This window comes from Polynucleobacter sp. JS-Polo-80-F4, from assembly GCF_018881965.1.
Lineage (GTDB): Bacteria > Pseudomonadota > Gammaproteobacteria > Burkholderiales > Burkholderiaceae > Polynucleobacter.
Genome location: NZ_JACVPI010000001.1, coordinates 1440464 through 1455657, shown reverse-complemented (window position 1 = coordinate 1455657; position 15194 = coordinate 1440464). Strand labels below are relative to the sequence as shown.

20 protein-coding genes are annotated in these 15194 nt (G+C 45.2%); 9 read left to right on the top strand and 11 right to left on the bottom strand.

Annotation, left to right across the window (positions count from 1 at the left end):
- Positions 1-28: 28 nt before the first annotated feature.
- On the bottom strand, positions 29-307 hold the full coding sequence (locus ICN20_RS07545) for a SemiSWEET transporter (protein ID WP_216239241.1): 279 nt from the start codon (positions 305-307) through the stop codon (positions 29-31).
- A gap of 106 nt (positions 308-413) precedes the next feature.
- Between ICN20_RS07545 and ICN20_RS07540 the strand changes: the two genes are divergently transcribed.
- Positions 414-1415 (top strand): tripartite tricarboxylate transporter substrate binding protein, encoded by a 1002-nt coding sequence (locus ICN20_RS07540; protein WP_216239239.1) that lies wholly within the window; start codon positions 414-416, stop codon positions 1413-1415.
- 11 nt (positions 1416-1426) lie between these two features.
- On the opposite strand, the gene ICN20_RS07535 is transcribed toward ICN20_RS07540, so the two are convergent.
- The 4 genes from ICN20_RS07535 to ICN20_RS07520 all read right to left on the bottom strand — a co-directional run bounded on the left by ICN20_RS07535 (position 1427) and on the right by ICN20_RS07520 (position 4994).
- On the bottom strand, positions 1427-2224 hold the full coding sequence (locus ICN20_RS07535) for a transporter (protein WP_216239236.1): 798 nt from the start codon (positions 2222-2224) through the stop codon (positions 1427-1429).
- A 145-nt stretch (positions 2225-2369) separates the two neighbouring features.
- On the bottom strand, positions 2370-2762 hold the full coding sequence (locus ICN20_RS07530) for a c-type cytochrome (RefSeq protein WP_216239234.1): 393 nt from the start codon (positions 2760-2762) through the stop codon (positions 2370-2372).
- A gap of 80 nt (positions 2763-2842) precedes the next feature.
- A complete protein-coding gene (locus tag ICN20_RS07525; protein ID WP_216239232.1) occupies positions 2843-4756 on the bottom strand; it encodes a ferrous iron transporter B in 1914 nt (637 codons plus the stop codon).
- Positions 4749-4994 (bottom strand): FeoA family protein, encoded by a 246-nt coding sequence (locus ICN20_RS07520; RefSeq protein WP_216151982.1) that lies wholly within the window; start codon positions 4992-4994, stop codon positions 4749-4751. The genes ICN20_RS07525 and ICN20_RS07520 overlap by 8 nt, the downstream gene beginning before the upstream one ends.
- 181 nt (positions 4995-5175) lie before the next feature.
- Between ICN20_RS07520 and ICN20_RS07515 the strand changes: the two genes are divergently transcribed.
- Positions 5176-5805 (top strand): FMN-binding negative transcriptional regulator, encoded by a 630-nt coding sequence (locus tag ICN20_RS07515; protein ID WP_216239231.1) that lies wholly within the window; start codon positions 5176-5178, stop codon positions 5803-5805.
- On the opposite strand, the gene modA is transcribed toward ICN20_RS07515, so the two are convergent.
- On the bottom strand, positions 5806-6564 hold the full coding sequence (modA, locus tag ICN20_RS07510) for a molybdate ABC transporter substrate-binding protein (RefSeq protein WP_216239224.1): 759 nt from the start codon (positions 6562-6564) through the stop codon (positions 5806-5808).
- Positions 6565-6615: 51 nt separating this feature from the next.
- Positions 6616-7638 (bottom strand): substrate-binding domain-containing protein, encoded by a 1023-nt coding sequence (locus ICN20_RS07505; protein ID WP_216239220.1) that lies wholly within the window; start codon positions 7636-7638, stop codon positions 6616-6618.
- 78 nt (positions 7639-7716) lie between these two features.
- Between ICN20_RS07505 and ICN20_RS07500 the strand changes: the two genes are divergently transcribed.
- The gene (locus ICN20_RS07500; protein WP_216239214.1) at positions 7717-8541 is read left to right on the top strand and encodes a substrate-binding domain-containing protein; all 825 of its coding nucleotides are present in this window, start codon (positions 7717-7719) and stop codon (positions 8539-8541) included.
- An 84-nt stretch (positions 8542-8625) separates the two neighbouring features.
- On the opposite strand, the gene ICN20_RS07495 is transcribed toward ICN20_RS07500, so the two are convergent.
- Positions 8626-9207 carry a hypothetical protein gene (locus tag ICN20_RS07495; protein WP_255534686.1) on the bottom strand — a complete coding sequence of 194 codons (582 nt, stop codon included), beginning with the start codon at positions 9205-9207 and terminating at the stop codon, positions 8626-8628.
- Positions 9208-9342: 135 nt separating this feature from the next.
- On the opposite strand from ICN20_RS07495, the gene ICN20_RS07490 reads away from it, so the two are divergent.
- The 5 genes from ICN20_RS07490 (at position 9343) to selD (ending at position 13354) form a co-directional block, all read left to right on the top strand.
- Positions 9343-9816: a GNAT family N-acetyltransferase gene (locus ICN20_RS07490; RefSeq protein ID WP_255534684.1), complete on the top strand. Its 474-nt coding sequence runs from the start codon at positions 9343-9345 to the stop codon at positions 9814-9816.
- Between the two features lie 6 nt (positions 9817-9822).
- Complete coding sequence (locus ICN20_RS07485) at positions 9823-10254, top strand: YbgC/FadM family acyl-CoA thioesterase (protein ID WP_216239212.1); 432 nt, start codon at positions 9823-9825, stop codon at positions 10252-10254.
- A gap of 16 nt (positions 10255-10270) precedes the next feature.
- Positions 10271-10849 (top strand): hypothetical protein, encoded by a 579-nt coding sequence (locus tag ICN20_RS07480; protein WP_216239209.1) that lies wholly within the window; start codon positions 10271-10273, stop codon positions 10847-10849.
- Positions 10850-10992: 143 nt separating this feature from the next.
- The gene (locus tag ICN20_RS07475; protein ID WP_216239207.1) at positions 10993-12273 is read left to right on the top strand and encodes a DEAD/DEAH box helicase; all 1281 of its coding nucleotides are present in this window, start codon (positions 10993-10995) and stop codon (positions 12271-12273) included.
- A 25-nt stretch (positions 12274-12298) separates the two neighbouring features.
- The gene (gene selD, locus ICN20_RS07470; RefSeq protein WP_216239206.1) at positions 12299-13354 is read left to right on the top strand and encodes a selenide, water dikinase SelD; all 1056 of its coding nucleotides are present in this window, start codon (positions 12299-12301) and stop codon (positions 13352-13354) included.
- 1 nt (position 13355) lies between these two features.
- Here selD and mmsB read toward each other — a convergent pair whose 3' ends face one another.
- Both mmsB and ICN20_RS07460 read right to left on the bottom strand, forming a co-directional pair.
- Complete coding sequence (gene mmsB / locus ICN20_RS07465) at positions 13356-14234, bottom strand: 3-hydroxyisobutyrate dehydrogenase (RefSeq protein WP_216860197.1); 879 nt, start codon at positions 14232-14234, stop codon at positions 13356-13358.
- Positions 14235-14247: 13 nt separating this feature from the next.
- Entirely contained in the window at positions 14248-14517 is a 270-nt protein-coding gene (locus tag ICN20_RS07460; RefSeq protein WP_216239204.1) for a cupin domain-containing protein, read from the bottom strand.
- 59 nt (positions 14518-14576) lie between these two features.
- On the opposite strand from ICN20_RS07460, the gene ICN20_RS07455 reads away from it, so the two are divergent.
- Positions 14577-14867, top strand: coding sequence for a DUF1330 domain-containing protein (locus ICN20_RS07455; protein ID WP_216239202.1), 291 nt, complete (start codon positions 14577-14579; stop codon positions 14865-14867).
- An 80-nt stretch (positions 14868-14947) separates the two neighbouring features.
- On the opposite strand, the gene ICN20_RS07450 is transcribed toward ICN20_RS07455, so the two are convergent.
- The gene (locus ICN20_RS07450) at positions 14948-15136 is read right to left on the bottom strand and encodes a hypothetical protein (RefSeq protein ID WP_028819023.1); all 189 of its coding nucleotides are present in this window, start codon (positions 15134-15136) and stop codon (positions 14948-14950) included.
- Between the last annotated feature and the right edge of the window lie 58 nt (positions 15137-15194).

Sequence of the window (15194 nt, the reverse complement as noted above, 5' to 3'; positions counted from 1 at the left end):
CTATGAATTTTGATAAGTAAATACACTATTACTGTTTTCTAGAAGTATGACGCAATTTCAATAACAGGATGCTAAGTGCTAAGGCAAAGGTGAGAGCATTGGCTAAGATGAGGGGCCACTTTTCGATAACGAGGCCATAAACCAGCCACAAACCAACTCCTGCCGTAAACAGGGAATACATCCCCAAGGAAATTCCAGAGAGATCCCTGGATCGCCAGGACTGTATCGCCTGGGGCAAAAAGGCAATCGTGGTCAAAAAAGCAGCGCAATAGCCAATAATTTCGATGTGGTGGGGCTCTAGAGTCATTTATCGATTGTAGTTAGGGAAATTGCCAAATCATTGACGCAGCGCATGAATTTTATTACTGTAGATAATAGAAAATCGTAACTCAACTCACCACTAAAAATACAAAATGAGACAACACATTATTAAAGGCCTAGGCCTACTCCTTTGCAGCAGCTTAATCAGCGCCCCGCTGCTTGCCCAAACTAATGCGGCCGCCATCAAAAGCTACCCTGACAAGCCCATTAAGCTGGTCATTCCCTATCCACCGGGTGGAGCAACAGATGTCATTGGGCGCATCATGGCGCAAGAACTATCCAAATCACTGAATCAACAAGTAATTCCAGACAATCGCGCTGGAGATAGTGGCAATATCGGCGCTGACATGGTTGCAAAGTCTCCGGCTGATGGCTACACCTTATTAATGGGTGCGCTCACATCGCACTCCATAAATGCCAATCTTGATAAAGACAAGATCCGATACAACTTAGAAAAAGATTTCACACCGGTTGATGTAGTTGGCGTAGTGCCGCTGGTATTTGTAGTAAATCCTTCAGTTCCTGTAAAGAACATGAAAGAGTTCATTGCCTATGCAAAAGCAAATCCAGGCAAACTGACCTTTGCCTCATCTGGTGCCGGAGCCCCGCAACGCCTTGCTATGGAAATGTTTCGCTACCAGCTTGGCTTAGATTTATTGCATGTACCATACAAAGGTAGTGGTCCTGCTATGACTGATTTAGTCGGTGGCCAGGTCTTGACTATGTCTGAGACCGTTCCTGCAGCATTGCAATTTATTCAGTCTGGTCAGTTAAGACCTCTTGCAGTGACAACTGCAAAGCGTATTAGCCAATTGCCTGATGTACCCACAGTCACTGAAGCCACTGGCTTACCGAACTTTGATGTAGTGAGTATGTTTGGTATTTTGGCGCCTGCAGGAACACCTAAACCAATCATCGACAAGCTTAGTGCAGACATTAAGATCATCTTGCAACGTCCTGACGTTCAAGAGCGGATGCTAGCGGCTGGTGTTTATGTGAACTACCTTTCGCCTGCAGATTCCAGCAAACGGATTACACGAGAGATGAATATGTGGAGCAAGGTCATTAAAGACGCCAACATCAAGCCTGACTAAGGCAGATGACTCTAATTTAATGGAATGGAAAAGATCGCTTTAAGCGTTAATGAATCTGTGCTGTTAGAAAAGCCTTTGCCTACTCCAGCCTGAAACGAAAGTGGTTTGCCATCGTAGTACATCATCAAGAAACCCAGTTGCTGTGTATTTTGATAGTTAATAGGCTGACCAAGTTGATTCAGGTTGGAGTAATACTCCACCCCAAGAGCCAATTCAGGAGTTACCTCCCTAGATAAACGTGTTGCCGTGGAGAAATAAGGTGACTGGTGCACATAGGGTTGGGAGAGCGGCATATCCACAATGGGATTAAATGAGAAAAGCCACTCATCAAAATGCTTTCCGATAATGAAACGTACTTCACTGTTATATCGGGATTCATCAAACTGAGGTTGTACGTTAGACAACTCTAGATTTGCGCCTGCGAAAAAAGAGTCACCCTTATCTTCGCGAATTGGCAACCATTTCATGCGTATTTTCGTTGCCGCATATTGAAACTTATTGTCATAGTTCACATAAGAGATGTACAAACCTGCTTCGAGGTCATGGCCTAAGCCATAAGCAAACTCTGGGGTCACCCGCACCCCATTATTGCTCATCACCTCACCTGGGTAGGAGGGGCTTTGAATGCCTCTGGGAGTACTGTTTAAATGCACCTCAAGACTAGCTTCTCCCTTGGCATTAATTTCATCGTCGTAAACCTGAATTTCATCTTGCAGTATTGCCATGCTGACAGATGGCGAAAGAATGAGCGTAGTTAGTAGCAACCCCTTAATAAGCGCTTTCTTCAGGGGATGAGCTTGCATCTGCATGATGCGTGAGTTTAACAAGGATTAGGATTTCTTGACGTGCTCACTCAAAAGCCAACATGAACATCCAATCGATTTCTCAATCACTTCCAACGCAAAGATAGCCTCACCAATCTCATTACCTCAAGTTGAGTACATGCAAGGGTGGTTATTTTTTCAAACCTGCTTTACGTGCTTCGACTTCTTTATTAATAGCAGCGATTGTTTTAGCATCTGGCGACTTCCAATTACCACCTGAGTTATTCACCATATAAACCAAAGCATCTGCAAAACCTTCGATGCTAAGGTTGGGGTTGCCGCCCTTAGGGGGCATTGCTCGCACACCAAAATATGCATGTCCAGTAAGCTCTACTTGGCCCTCAGCAATCAATGGCTTCCATTTGGCTTTATCGCCAAATTTAGGAGCATTCAGAACGCCTGCGCCATGACAATTTGCGCAGACTTGCTTATAGGTGTTCTCACCTGACTGTGCGCTAGCTAAGTGGCTAAATGCAGCGCAAAACAAGATCGGCAAGGCGAAGAAAAAGGACTTAAAGCGCACTGGGGCACCCTCTTAATGAATGAATGCTTAAGAATGTATCTCAAATTACAAATGTCTGCTTTACGGCAAATCAGAAGCAATTAAGCTAAGCCAAGGGCGCTAGCTATTTGATAGGTAATGAAGGCAGCCAGATAGGCTAAGCCAAATAAATAACTCAGCATGATGACTGGGATTTTCCAGCCCCCAGTCTCGCGCTTGACTGCTGCAATAGTAGACAGACACTGCGGTGCAAATACAAACCAAGCTAGCAAAGAAAGTGCGGTTGCCAAAGACCATCCACTAGAAATCAATGGAATCAGTGCATCAGCCGCATCTACGCCAGAGCTCGATAACGCATAAACCGTTGCTAAAGAGCTCACCACCACTTCGCGAGCTGCCATACCAGGCACTAAAGCAATGCTGATTTGCCAATTAAAGCCGATAGGCGAGAACACATGGGCTAAGGCCTGACCAATCATTCCGGCAAAGCTATATTCAATCGGCGATCCCGTAGCTCCTTCAGGCGGAAATGGAAAACTAGACAGTACCCATAAGCCAATTGTCATCAGCAAAATAATTCCACCAACCCGACGTAAAAATATTTCTGCTCTTTGCCACAGACTGATAGCCAAGTTACCCAGGCGTGGCAAGTGATAGCTAGGCAACTCCATCATCAGCGCATTCATCTTGAATTGCTCACTAGTAAAGCGCTTCAGAATCCAAGCAACTACCATGGCGCCCAAAATTCCCGCCAGATAGAGCAAGAACAATACGAGACCTTGCAAATCAATACCAGCCCATAGCTTTTGTTCTGGAATAAACGCAGAAATCAGCAAGGCATAAACAGGAAGTCGCGCGGAACACGTCATCATGGGCGCAATCAAAATCGTCACCATGCGATCACGAGCATTTGAAATGCTTCTAGTGGCCATGATCCCAGGGATGGCGCAAGCAAAACTAGACAGCAGCGGAATAAAGGATCTACCAGAGAGTCCTACTGATCCCATCACCCTATCTAGTAAATATGCAGCCCTTGGAAGATAACCAGATTCTTCAAGCAGCAAAATAAAGAAAAACAGAATCAAAATTTGCGGCAAGAAAATCACCACGCCACCCAAGCCCGCCAAAATGCCATTGATTAGCAAGCTACGCAACCAACCATTAGGCAAAAACTCAACGATCTGACCACCAAGGTATTCCACTGCACTCTTAATCAGATCCATGGGCACTGTTGCCCAACTAAAGACTGCTTGGAATATGCAAAAGAGTAGCACCACCAAAATAATCGGACCAAATACTGGGTGCAATAGCACTGCATCTAATCGATCGCTTAATTGATCAGGAATAATGCGATCGAGCTTGAGGCTTTGCAGAATTCTTTGGACTTGAATGTTATCGGTTTCTGTATGAGCAATATGAGCAGCAACATTCTCAAGAGTGGCATCGCTTGTGCCTGTGCGCAAGCCATTCAAATTGCGCCAATCCAGATTGGATAAAAACTCTTTGATCTCATCAGCACCATTAGATTGAATACCAATGCTAGTGAGTACTGGCAACCCGAGCTCGTTAGATAAGGCGGCAGTATCGATCTGCAGACCTTGGCGCTTGGCGATATCCAACATATTCAACACCACAATACAGGGTAAGCCGAGACGCTTTGCAGCCAATACCAAGCGCAGGTTGCGGCGTAAATTCATGGCACTTAATATGCAGATCACCAAGTCGGGACGCTTCTCTCCTTCAGCCCTGCCAAGCAATACATTGCAAGTAACTTTTTCATCGAGCGATCGTGGATAAAGACTGTATGCACCCGGTAAATCGAGAACGCGAATGTTTTTACCGGACTCGAGAGCTAAACGCCCCTCTTTACGCTCAACAGTGACGCCAGAGTAATTCGCTACCTTTTGACGACTACCAGTGAGTAAATTGAATAAAGCAGTTTTACCGCAATTGGGGTTACCCAATAACGCAACGAGTGGCTCGTTCGAATAAAAGTGAACCTTAGATTCAGACATGCGGGAGAGATTCAACCATAATCATGCGCGCTTCTGATTGACGTAAAGCAAAAGTGGAGGCGCCTACTCGAACCATATAAGGCCCTTTTCCCAAAAGACCTTTGCGCAATACGGTCACTTGCTCACCAGGTAAAAAGCCAATATCTTCCAACTGCCCCTTAATTTGAGGAGCACCCTTGGGGGCATTAATGTCACTAACGCGATAAAGACTGCCTAAGTCGACTTGGTCTAAATTCATGCAATATGCTTTTTAGCTGGTGTAGGGGCCATTATAACGACAAATGAGAATGAATATCATTCGTTTAAAGGGGTATTTAATTAGCAATAATGGGCCATATAGGCCCATCAGGGCTTGATGTAAAACAAAAAAGGGGTGATTAATGGATACTTATTCATACCCTATTGAATCCATTTAGTCCATGTACCTACCAAAACATTTTTCAGTTGAAGATCCAGAGATATTGGCGCAACTCATTTCAGAGTATCCACTAGCGACTATCGTTGCGAATCTAGATGGCCATTTTGAAATTAACCATCTACCGCTGATGTTCAGTACTGACAAAACCAAGCTTTACGGACATGTCGCCAGAATGAATCCGCTTACCAAAGTAGCGAGCAGTAGCAATACATCGGTTACGGCGATCTTTAATGGGCCCAATGCCTATGTCACCCCCTCATGGTATCCATCTAAAAAAGAAAGTGGCAAAGTGGTTCCCACATGGAACTATGCTGCAGTTCATGCACAGGGTGCCATCAAGTTGATCGAAGATCCTCAATGGCTTAGAAGTCACGTCGCACAAATGACAAATATTCATGAGCCAACCTATCAATCAAGCTGGAAACTTGAAGATGCCCCCGAAGATTATGTGCAAACCATGCTCCAAGTCATTATTGGCATCGAGATTGACATCAAGCACTTAGTTGGGAAATTTAAACTGAGTCAAAACCGTCCTGCGGGCGACTATGATGCGGTTGTCGAAAAGCTTCGCCAATCGCCAAAAGAAGCTTTACAAGAAATGCTTCAATATATGAAGACACCCAAGAACTAGCTAATAAGGAGTGGTGTAGCCATATTTTTGCAGAATCAATTTGGCTTGAGGGCTTTGCATAAAGCGATACAAATCAACTGCCTGCGGCGGAGCGCCCTTCATAAGAACCATGCGTTGCTTAATAGGTTCGTATAGTTTTGCATCGGCCACCAAAAAGCTGGTTTGTTTTGCCACCTCGGGTGACTTGGCCAATGACAATGCAGTAAAGCCAATGTCAGCAGCGCCACTAACTACATAAGTAGTGGCCGCCCCAATATTGTCGGCATAAACCAGTTTATCTTTAGCGATATCCCAAAGGCCCTCTGCTTTTAAATACTGCACCGCTGCCTTACCGTAGGGAGCTAGGTCAGGTTTTGCAATGGCGACTTTATTCGCCCCAGTAATAGCTTTAGCTATATCTGATTTGCTATCTAAGGAAGCAATGCCAGATGATTTTTTAGTGATGATGGCCAACTTACCAATGGCATATACCGTGCCCTCATCTATTGTTCTGCCCTTATTAAAAAGCTCAAGTGGGAATTTCTCATCAGCTGCAATAAATAAACTAAATGGTGCCCCATTCATAATTTGCGTGGCAAAGTTACCGGACGAGCCGTAGACTACTTTCATCTCTGGTTTGCCTGAAGATTGAGATGCCATCAAGATCTCCGCAAAGGCATCTTTCATATTGGCAGCAACAGCAACAGTGGCAGCCTGTGCAAATGCACCGCCCGAAAAAAATACAAGTGCTGTAAATAAAGTGGCAAGACGTATAGTCATATGAAATGCATTCTAGCGGATATGCTCACCATTGATGTCTCAACCGACAAGCTATAGCCAATCTTGTATTTGCCGATTGAGGCTAACTGCCTTGTATCCCGGGGTCTCTCCAGAAGTACTCCGTATCTTTCGAATCAGCTTTGATGATTCTGATTGCGCAGCCATCTCTTTGCTCATGGCGACAAAGAAAATTTCATCCTTAAGCGGCACAAAACCCAAGCCATTCTCTAGGGCGATATTCTTGACGCCCAAACCTACGTCTGCCTTACCAGCCAAAATAGCATTGGCAATAGCCGAGTGTGTAAATTCCTCAGCCAGATAACCATTGATCTCTAAGGGATCAATACCCTCCTCCATGAGCAAGGTATCTAATAAGAGCCTAGTGCCGGACCCAATCTGTCGATTAATGAAGCGGACTTTTTTGTCCACCAAATCTTCAATCGAGCGAATCTGCAAGGGATTCCCCTTCTTCACGATCAATCCCTGGATTCGCTTCATGACCGGGTAAATTTCAATGTCATTTTTTGAGAGGCGCTGGTAGATTGCTTTTGAACTCCTTTGATCGGAGACGTGATATCCGGCGATATGCGCTTCATTATTTAAAAGTCTCTCTAGAGACTCTCCTGAGCCGGCAATTTTCAAATCTATTCCAGCCACTTCTCCAGCCGCCTTTTGAATGACTGAATCACTACTAGAGAAAAATTTCCACCGGAGACTTTCTGACTTTTGGATTTTCTTAATTTCTTTTAGCAGAATCTCGTGATATTGAGCGTCATGCTTTAAATATCCTGCCTGCATATCCTCAATAAACTGAATCAAAAAGGTTCCAAATTCCGTAAGCTCAGATCCGTGGCCTTTGGTACGAATCATCAAAGGCATACCCAAGGCATCTTCAACCTGATTGACTTTGCCCCAGGCGCCTCTATATGAAGTGCCTGATTTTTTACTGGCGACCACTAAAGAACTGCCCCGGCCAATATCCTTGAGCAATTGGGATAGCCAGATCAGGTCTACAGAGCTCTTTCCGTCGGACTGGGTTTTAACTATCAGGGTTGGGCGTACTTCAATCTGCATATGTAATCTTTTGCATATTCAATAAGTATTAATGTATGCGATCATAAGACTTTAATCAACCCCAATTAGAGTGCAGCCATGAAAAAAATAATTCAGAGACTACTCCTCGCCACCCTACTAACGCTCTCTGTGCCAATGACACAGGCTTATGCCCAAGAGAAAAGTATTGTGGTGTCTTCTACCACTTCCACAGAGCAGTCTGGACTTTTCAATTACATGCTGCCTATTTTCAAGATGAAGACGGGTATTGAAGTCAAAGTAGTCGCCGTAGGCACTGGTCAAGCATTGGACATTGGTCGCCGTGGAGATGCTGATGTGGTGTTTGTACATGACAAACCTGCAGAAGAAAAGTTTGTCGAAGAAGGCTTTTCAACCAAACGCTACGAAGTGATGTACAACGACTTCGTTCTCATTGGGCCCAAGTCCGATCCGGCAAAAATCGCTGGTGGTAAAGATATTCAAGTTGCACTTCAAAAAATTGCCGCGGCACAAGCTCCATTTGTTTCTCGCGCAGACAAAAGTGGTACACATGCAGCTGAGCTTCGCTATTGGAAAGGCGCAGGCATTGCAGTTCCCCCTGGCCAAGCTTGGTATAAAGAAACAGGTTCTGGCATGGGCCCTGCTCTCAATACCGCTTCCGCAATGAACGGATACATCTTGGCTGACCGTGGTACCTGGTTAAGCTTTAAGAATCGCGGCGATCTCGTCATCTTGGTGCAAGGTGATCCAAAACTATTCAATCAGTATGGCGTGATGTTAGTAAACCCCGCTAAATTCCCTCATGTGAAAAAAGCACAGGGTCAAGAATTTATTGATTGGCTCATCTCTAAGAATGGTCAAGATGTGATTGCCAGCTACAAGATTGATGGCGAGCAGCTTTTCTTTCCGAATGCCAAGAAATAGCATGCCCAATAAGTAGAAAAGCCCGCAGATGCGGGCTTTTTTATTGCCGGTAGACTACCCGGGCAATTGAATGCTATTTGATACTTATTTCTTTGGTGTAACGAAACCAATAGCTGTGTCGTCAACGAACTCAACCATCACATCATCGCCGGCTTTGAATTTCTCAAGACCTAAAACAGCTGGATCCACTTTAACTTTTTGCTTCTCGCCACTTGGCATTGTGAAAGTAACGATACGTGTTTTTTGATCAATTGTTGAAATCTTTACAGTGGCATAAACCGTTTCTGTAGTTTCTTCAAATGGCTTAGCAGAACCTTTTCCGGCCACAACTACAGAGCGCACTCCAGAAACGCCTGGTTTTTGATCTTTACCAACAGCAGTCAAGCCAACTGCAATCGCTTGTGCATGCTCAACCAAGAACACGTCGCCTTTTTTAACTTTATCCAAATCATTGATAGATTTAGATACATTCATTTGCACCAAATTACCATTAGCGTCTTTCAACACAACGATGCGCTTTTTGGCATCCACTGAATCAACGGTTGCGCTCAAAACTACAACGTCAGCTGCTAAAGGCAACATCTTTGCAGGAAGTTGTGCAAAAACAGAGCTTGCAAAGGTAATGCCAACTGCAGCAAACAAACCAGCTAATAAAGATTTCTTCAAGATAACTCCTAATTGAGTAAAAGGTTTTGGGTGGGCTCGATTCAGAGCCACAATTCATTGTAACCACGGAAAGCGGTCCTTTTTGTGCGGCATCGAACTATATATATAGCCCAGACAATCCCCTTCTTTGGTAAATTGAGCTTATTAATAGCCCTTCGAGACTACATCCCATTGGAAATACAGATAAAACCGTGGAAAGAAGCTGAGACAGGTGCCTTTTTGGTGCGCCAGGAGGTTTTTATCCAGGAGCAAAGGGTTCCAGCTGAACTCGAGCTGGATGAATTCGACCCATTGGCTGCCCATGCCCTCGCCTACCTAGATGGAAGCTGTATTGGTACAGGTAGGTTAGTAGATTTGGGTAAGGGACAAGCTCAAATTGGCCGCATGGCGGTTTTAGCCCCATTCAGAAATCAGGGAATAGGCAAGCAAATCCTAGAAACGTTGATTACCCTAGCTAAAGTGCAAGAGGCAAAATCCATCATCCTGCATTCTCAGGTGATTGCTATCCCCTTCTATGAAAAACTCGGCTTTCAGGCGCAGGGCTCTATCTATGAGGAGGCAGGCATTCCTCATCGTAATATGATTCTTTTATTACCAAATTTGATTTAATAAGCAATGACTACTAGCAATCCAAACTCCCCTGCCTTTATTTACAAACATCGCGTTTGCTATTCCGATACTGATGCTGCTGGATTTGTCTATCACGGACGCTATCTAGAGATTTTTGAACGTAGTCGTGCAGAGTGGCTTGCCCAACGAGGACTGAGCCCCACTAAGCTTGCGAATGAATTCACAATGGTTATGCCCTTGCGCGAGCTCACAATGAACTTCTATAAACCAGGGCGCCTAGATGACTTACTTTACATAGATCAAGTGATTGAGCATCGTGGCCGCACACAGGTGACCGTTAAGCAAACTGCACAAAGAAAGCTTCCTGACAGCGAAGAATTCCAAGTCATTGCGAGCGCCACACTACATATTGTTTGTGTTGATACCAACACACTCAAACCCAAAGCTTGGCCTGATTGCGTCTTTCAGGACGAGTAATGTAATGGAGCAAAATATGCCTGATGGAAAATTACTGACCTTTGTTAAAGGCTTGAGTGCCCTACTTGAGAAGCAACCAAGCGAAGAGGTAGTTTTTACTGACGGCAAAAAAATGCTGGAGCAACTGATTGCAATAGACGATTGGTTGCCTGAAGAATTTACCAAACCCCATCCACAGTATTACCAACAATATCTCTTGTATGCAGATCCGTTGGATCGATTTTCTGTCGTGAGCTTCGTATGGGGTCCTGGGCAAAAAACACCTCTGCATAATCACACTGTTTGGGGAATGATCGGCCAGCTGCGTGGTGAAGAAACCGGCACACCTTACTATCGCCAAACCGATGGCAGCTTCAAGGCAGGAGATCCATGTATCAGCCCTCCCGGGCACGTTGACACTGTGTCACCAGGCACCCATGACATTCATGTGGTGGAGAACAGTCTAAGCGATCAGACATCAATCAGCATTCATGTGTATGGTGGCAATATCGGGCGTATTCATCGCTCAGTCTTTGATCCTGTCACTGGAGTAGAAAAATCCTTTGTGTCTGGTTACGCAAATACTGTCGTTCCAAATCTCTGGAACCCAGCTTAATCGGGCAATTCTCTGGTATTTGAGGTCAATGACTTAAAATAGATCCTCTTACTGCAAACGCGCTAGCGCAGCAGCTCACCCCATTGACCGGGATAGTCGATTTTTAAATACGTTGAATACGGGTCAATACTTTATTGGTCCCTATGTTATTTACAGATCTTGGTTTATCAGAACCCATTCTTCGTGCTATTGCTGAAGAAGGCTACACCAGCCCTACCCCGATTCAAGCAAAATCGATTCCCGCCGTTCTCAAAGGCGGCGATCTTTTAGCTGCAGCACAAACTGGCACAGGCAAAACTGCCGGCTTTACCCTGCCGATTCTGCAACGATTAACTTCAAGCAAAGCAAGCTCAGGCAAACGTCTGTTGCGCGTCTTAATTCTGACACCTACACGTGAGCTAGCAGCTCAAGTGCAAGAGTCGGTAGTGACTTATGGCAAATACACCGGTCTGAAGTCCACGGTTATCTTTGGTGGCGTTGGTGCCAACCCCCAAATTAAAGCCATCGCTGGCGGATTAGATATTTTGGTTGCTACCCCAGGTCGCTTATTGGATTTGATGTCGCAAAATTGTGTATCCCTCAAGGATATTGAAATTTTGGTTCTCGATGAAGCCGATCGCATGCTCGATATGGGCTTCTTGCGTGACATTAAGAAAATCTTGGCCGTCCTTCCAAAGCAGCGTCAGAACTTATTATTCTCAGCAACCTTCTCAACAGAAATCAAGGCTTTAGCCGACGGCTTATTAAATGCGCCTGAGTTGATTGAAGTGGCTCGCAGCAATAGCACTAATGAGGCGATTGCCCAGTTAATCCACCCGGTAGATAGAGCAAAGAAGCACCCCCTCTTAGCCCATCTCATTCAGAGTAATGACTGGAAGCAGGTACTGGTCTTTACTCGCACTAAGCATGGCGCTAATAAATTAGTGACTCAATTAGAAAAGGATGGCATTACCAGCATGGCCATCCATGGCAACAAAAGCCAATCTGCACGAACTAAAGCATTGGCTGACTTCAAAGCAGGTAAGTTAACCGCCTTAGTTGCCACTGATATTGCTGCACGCGGTATTGATATTGACCAGCTCCCCCATGTCGTGAACTACGACCTTCCGAATGTGTCTGAAGACTATGTTCATCGTATTGGACGTACAGGTCGCGCAGGTTCAAATGGTGTAGCCGTATCGTTGGTGTGCGTTGATGAACATCAAATGCTCAAAGATATCGAAAAACTCATTAAGCAAAAGCTGCCGCAGGAAGTGATCGCTGGTTTTGAGCCAGATCCTAATGCCGTGGCTCAGCCAATTCAGTTACGTAGTCAGCAACACCAGCAATCCAGAAAGCCAAGGCCCGCCGGATCAGGCGGAGCGCCAGCAAAGAAGGCTCCAGCAAAACGTAGTAGTCCACCCAAAAGAAGCTTTAACCGCTAATGAGCATGCGTTTAGAATATTTATCATGGATACATTAACCACCGAACCTCGTCTTACCTCCCTCTCGCATGGCGGTGGCTGCGGTTGCAAAATTGCCCCGGGCGTTCTTTCAGAAATCCTGAAGAACGTTCCACAACTACCTTTCCCAAAAGAATTACTGATTGGCATTGAGACGTCTGACGATGCAGCTGTTTATCAAATTAATGAATCTCAGGCGATCGTAGCAACAACCGATTTTTTCATGCCGATTGTTGATGATCCATTTGATTTTGGAAAAATTGCTGCTACTAATGCGATTAGTGATATTTATGCGATGGGTGGCACCCCTTTATTTGCGCTTGCTTTAGTCGGTATGCCGATTAAAGTGTTATCCAATCAAACGATTGCTCGAATCTTAGAGGGTGGTAGCGAAGCTTGTCGCAGTGCCGGTATCCCTATTGCTGGTGGACATACCATTGACTCAGTAGAGCCTATCTATGGATTGGTGGCAATAGGTATCGTTGATCCTAAGCGTGTGAAGAGTAATGCTAGCGCTAAACCAGGTGACGTTCTTATCCTAGGAAAACCATTGGGTGTTGGTGTTTTATCTGCTGCCCTGAAAAAAGATTTATTAGGCTCAGACGGATATCGCGAGATGATCTCGAATACCACTAAGCTGAATTCTGCAGGCCCTGATTTAGCCAAGCTTGCTGGTGTCCATGCATTAACTGACGTTACTGGGTTTGGATTGGCTGGCCATACCTTAGAGTTAGCACGAGGATCCAACTGCACAGCGCATATTGATTGGAGCCAAGTGCCCCTGCTATCAAACGTGCAAAAACTTGCTGATGATGGCGTTATTACTGGCGCCTCAGATAGAAACTGGCTCAGCTACGGCGATGAAGTCGGCATTCCCGCAGACTTCACACCAGCTCAACGTGCCTTATTAACCGATCCACAAACTAGTGGCGGCTTATTGGTGTCCTGTAGTCCTGACAGCGTGAAAGAAGTGTTGGATATTTTCAATCAGCATCACTTCTTGGGTGCCCGCGTCATTGGTCAAATGAGTAAGCGCCAAGAAAAACCTTTGGTGGTTTCTTAGATTATTTCTTGAGATTAAATACGCTCGAGAAATCCAGCTGACCATTGCCTGCTTTGCTGTGAGTTTCATACAGTTGCTGGGCTAGCTTTCCTAGTGGGACGCTAGCATCTAGGTTCTCCGCATTCTCCACTGCCAGACCTAAGTCTTTGAGCATCAGGTCGACACCAAAGCCACCTGCATAACCTTTTGAGGATGGCACGTTTTCCATAACGCCCGGACATGGGTTATATAACTCCAAAGCCCAATTGCGCCCAGAACTTTTTGACATGATGTCGGAGAGCACCTTAGGGTCCATGCCATTGGCAATTCCTAATCGTAATGCCTCACTAGTACCCAGCATCTGAATACCCAACATCATGTTGTTGCAGACTTTGACGGTCTGCCCCGCCCCATTGGTGCCAGCATGAAAGATGTTCTTACCCATTTTCTCTAGCAATGGACGCGCGCACTCAACAGCGCTCGCATCACCACCGACCATAAACGTTAATGTGCCTGCCTGCGCGCCAGCAGTTCCGCCTGAGACTGGTGCATCGATCATGACAAAACTTTTTGCCTTGGCCGCAGCAGCAACTGTTTGTGCCACCTTTGGTGAAATCGTTGAGCAATCAATGAGGAGCGTCTTTGGATTCGCATTTGCTAGCAAGCCGGTATCGCCAAGGTACAAACGCTCCACATGGCGGGATGCAGGCAGCATGCTAATCAATACATCAACATCTTTTGCGGTGGCGTTTGCATCGACTGCAACGATGCCACCTGCAGCAGCAAATGCATCGAGCTGACTCTTTACTAAATCAAAGCCAGTGACTTGATGTCCTGCTTTGATTAAGTTGAGGGCCATTGGTAGACCCATATTGCCAAGTCCAACAAATCCGATTTTCATAATGTTCCTAGTTTTATTGTTTTCTGGAGGCCAAGTATGTAACACCCTCTGGTCCATACGATTCTGCATGAGGCTGCTTAAAACTCAACTGAAATATATCGCCAACCTTGTAAGCCTTACTCTGACCATTAGTGATGATGGTGATACCGCCCTGAATAACTAGTGCCCTTACCTCAAAAGGATGCTCATGATCATTTAGATATCCATTAACAGGCTGCTGAACCTCAACCGGCTCAGGAAACCCATCCTGATGAAGGAGCTGTAAAAATTGCTCTGTATCCATACCATCACTATAGCCTGGATATACTCTCTGAGATTCAGTAATCTATATGGGGAGTCACGATGGTTAAGGTAATTGGACTGATGGAGCTGATAGATCAAGGTGCTTTTGAGCAATACCGTTCCCAAGTGGGTCAAACAGTTGAGCTGTACAAGGGCTCAATCAAAAATCGAGGATCGATTTCCGAGCTATTCTGGAATGAACTCAAGATTGCACCCTTCAAAACATTTGTAGAACTAGAGTTTCCAAGCGCACAGGATGCTCACACATGGGCAAATAGTCCAGAGTACCAAGCACTTGTTCCTATTCGTAGCAAAGCTATGAAGCTCACTCTATTTAGCGTAGCTATCTAAATTTAATATTAGCTAGCGTTCTAGAAAGAAAAAAGCCTAGCTCGTAAAAGCTAGGCTTATCAATCAGTCTGGAGTGAGAATTACTTCTTAGCTTCCATCGCCTCTTTTGCGGCTGTGATTTCTTTACGACGCTCTTTGCAGGCGCCAGCGATTTCTTGCAAGGCCTTACGTGCGCGAGCAGCAGATGCCTTAATACCTTTTTCAATGAATTTTTCGTTTTCAGCTTTGTAAGTTTCAAAAGCAGCTAACAATGTATCGTGTTGTGACATCTCGTCTCCTGTTAACAAATGAATATTTATACTGACAGCGGAGTCAGTATATCCCCAT

Coding starts and splice junctions, on each gene's coding strand:
- ICN20_RS07545 (WP_216239241.1), bottom strand. CDS start 307: ATGACTCTAGAGCCCCACCACATCGAAATTATTGGCTATTGCGCTGCT.
- ICN20_RS07540 (WP_216239239.1), top strand. CDS start 414: ATGAGACAACACATTATTAAAGGCCTAGGCCTACTCCTTTGCAGCAGC.
- ICN20_RS07535 (WP_216239236.1), bottom strand. CDS start 2,224: ATGCAGATGCAAGCTCATCCCCTGAAGAAAGCGCTTATTAAGGGGTTG.
- ICN20_RS07525 (WP_216239232.1), bottom strand. CDS start 4,756: ATGTCTGAATCTAAGGTTCACTTTTATTCGAACGAGCCACTCGTTGCG.
- ICN20_RS07520 (WP_216151982.1), bottom strand. CDS start 4,994: ATGAATTTAGACCAAGTCGACTTAGGCAGTCTTTATCGCGTTAGTGAC.
- ICN20_RS07515 (WP_216239231.1), top strand. CDS start 5,176: ATGTACCTACCAAAACATTTTTCAGTTGAAGATCCAGAGATATTGGCG.
- modA (WP_216239224.1), bottom strand. CDS start 6,564: ATGACTATACGTCTTGCCACTTTATTTACAGCACTTGTATTTTTTTCG.
- ICN20_RS07505 (WP_216239220.1), bottom strand. CDS start 7,638: ATGCAGATTGAAGTACGCCCAACCCTGATAGTTAAAACCCAGTCCGAC.
- ICN20_RS07500 (WP_216239214.1), top strand. CDS start 7,717: ATGAAAAAAATAATTCAGAGACTACTCCTCGCCACCCTACTAACGCTC.
- ICN20_RS07485 (WP_216239212.1), top strand. CDS start 9,823: ATGACTACTAGCAATCCAAACTCCCCTGCCTTTATTTACAAACATCGC.
- ICN20_RS07480 (WP_216239209.1), top strand. CDS start 10,271: ATGCCTGATGGAAAATTACTGACCTTTGTTAAAGGCTTGAGTGCCCTA.
- ICN20_RS07475 (WP_216239207.1), top strand. CDS start 10,993: ATGTTATTTACAGATCTTGGTTTATCAGAACCCATTCTTCGTGCTATT.
- selD (WP_216239206.1), top strand. CDS start 12,299: ATGGATACATTAACCACCGAACCTCGTCTTACCTCCCTCTCGCATGGC.
- mmsB (WP_216860197.1), bottom strand. CDS start 14,234: ATGAAAATCGGATTTGTTGGACTTGGCAATATGGGTCTACCAATGGCC.
- ICN20_RS07460 (WP_216239204.1), bottom strand. CDS start 14,517: ATGGATACAGAGCAATTTTTACAGCTCCTTCATCAGGATGGGTTTCCT.
- ICN20_RS07455 (WP_216239202.1), top strand. CDS start 14,577: ATGGTTAAGGTAATTGGACTGATGGAGCTGATAGATCAAGGTGCTTTT.
- ICN20_RS07450 (WP_028819023.1), bottom strand. CDS start 15,136: ATGTCACAACACGATACATTGTTAGCTGCTTTTGAAACTTACAAAGCT.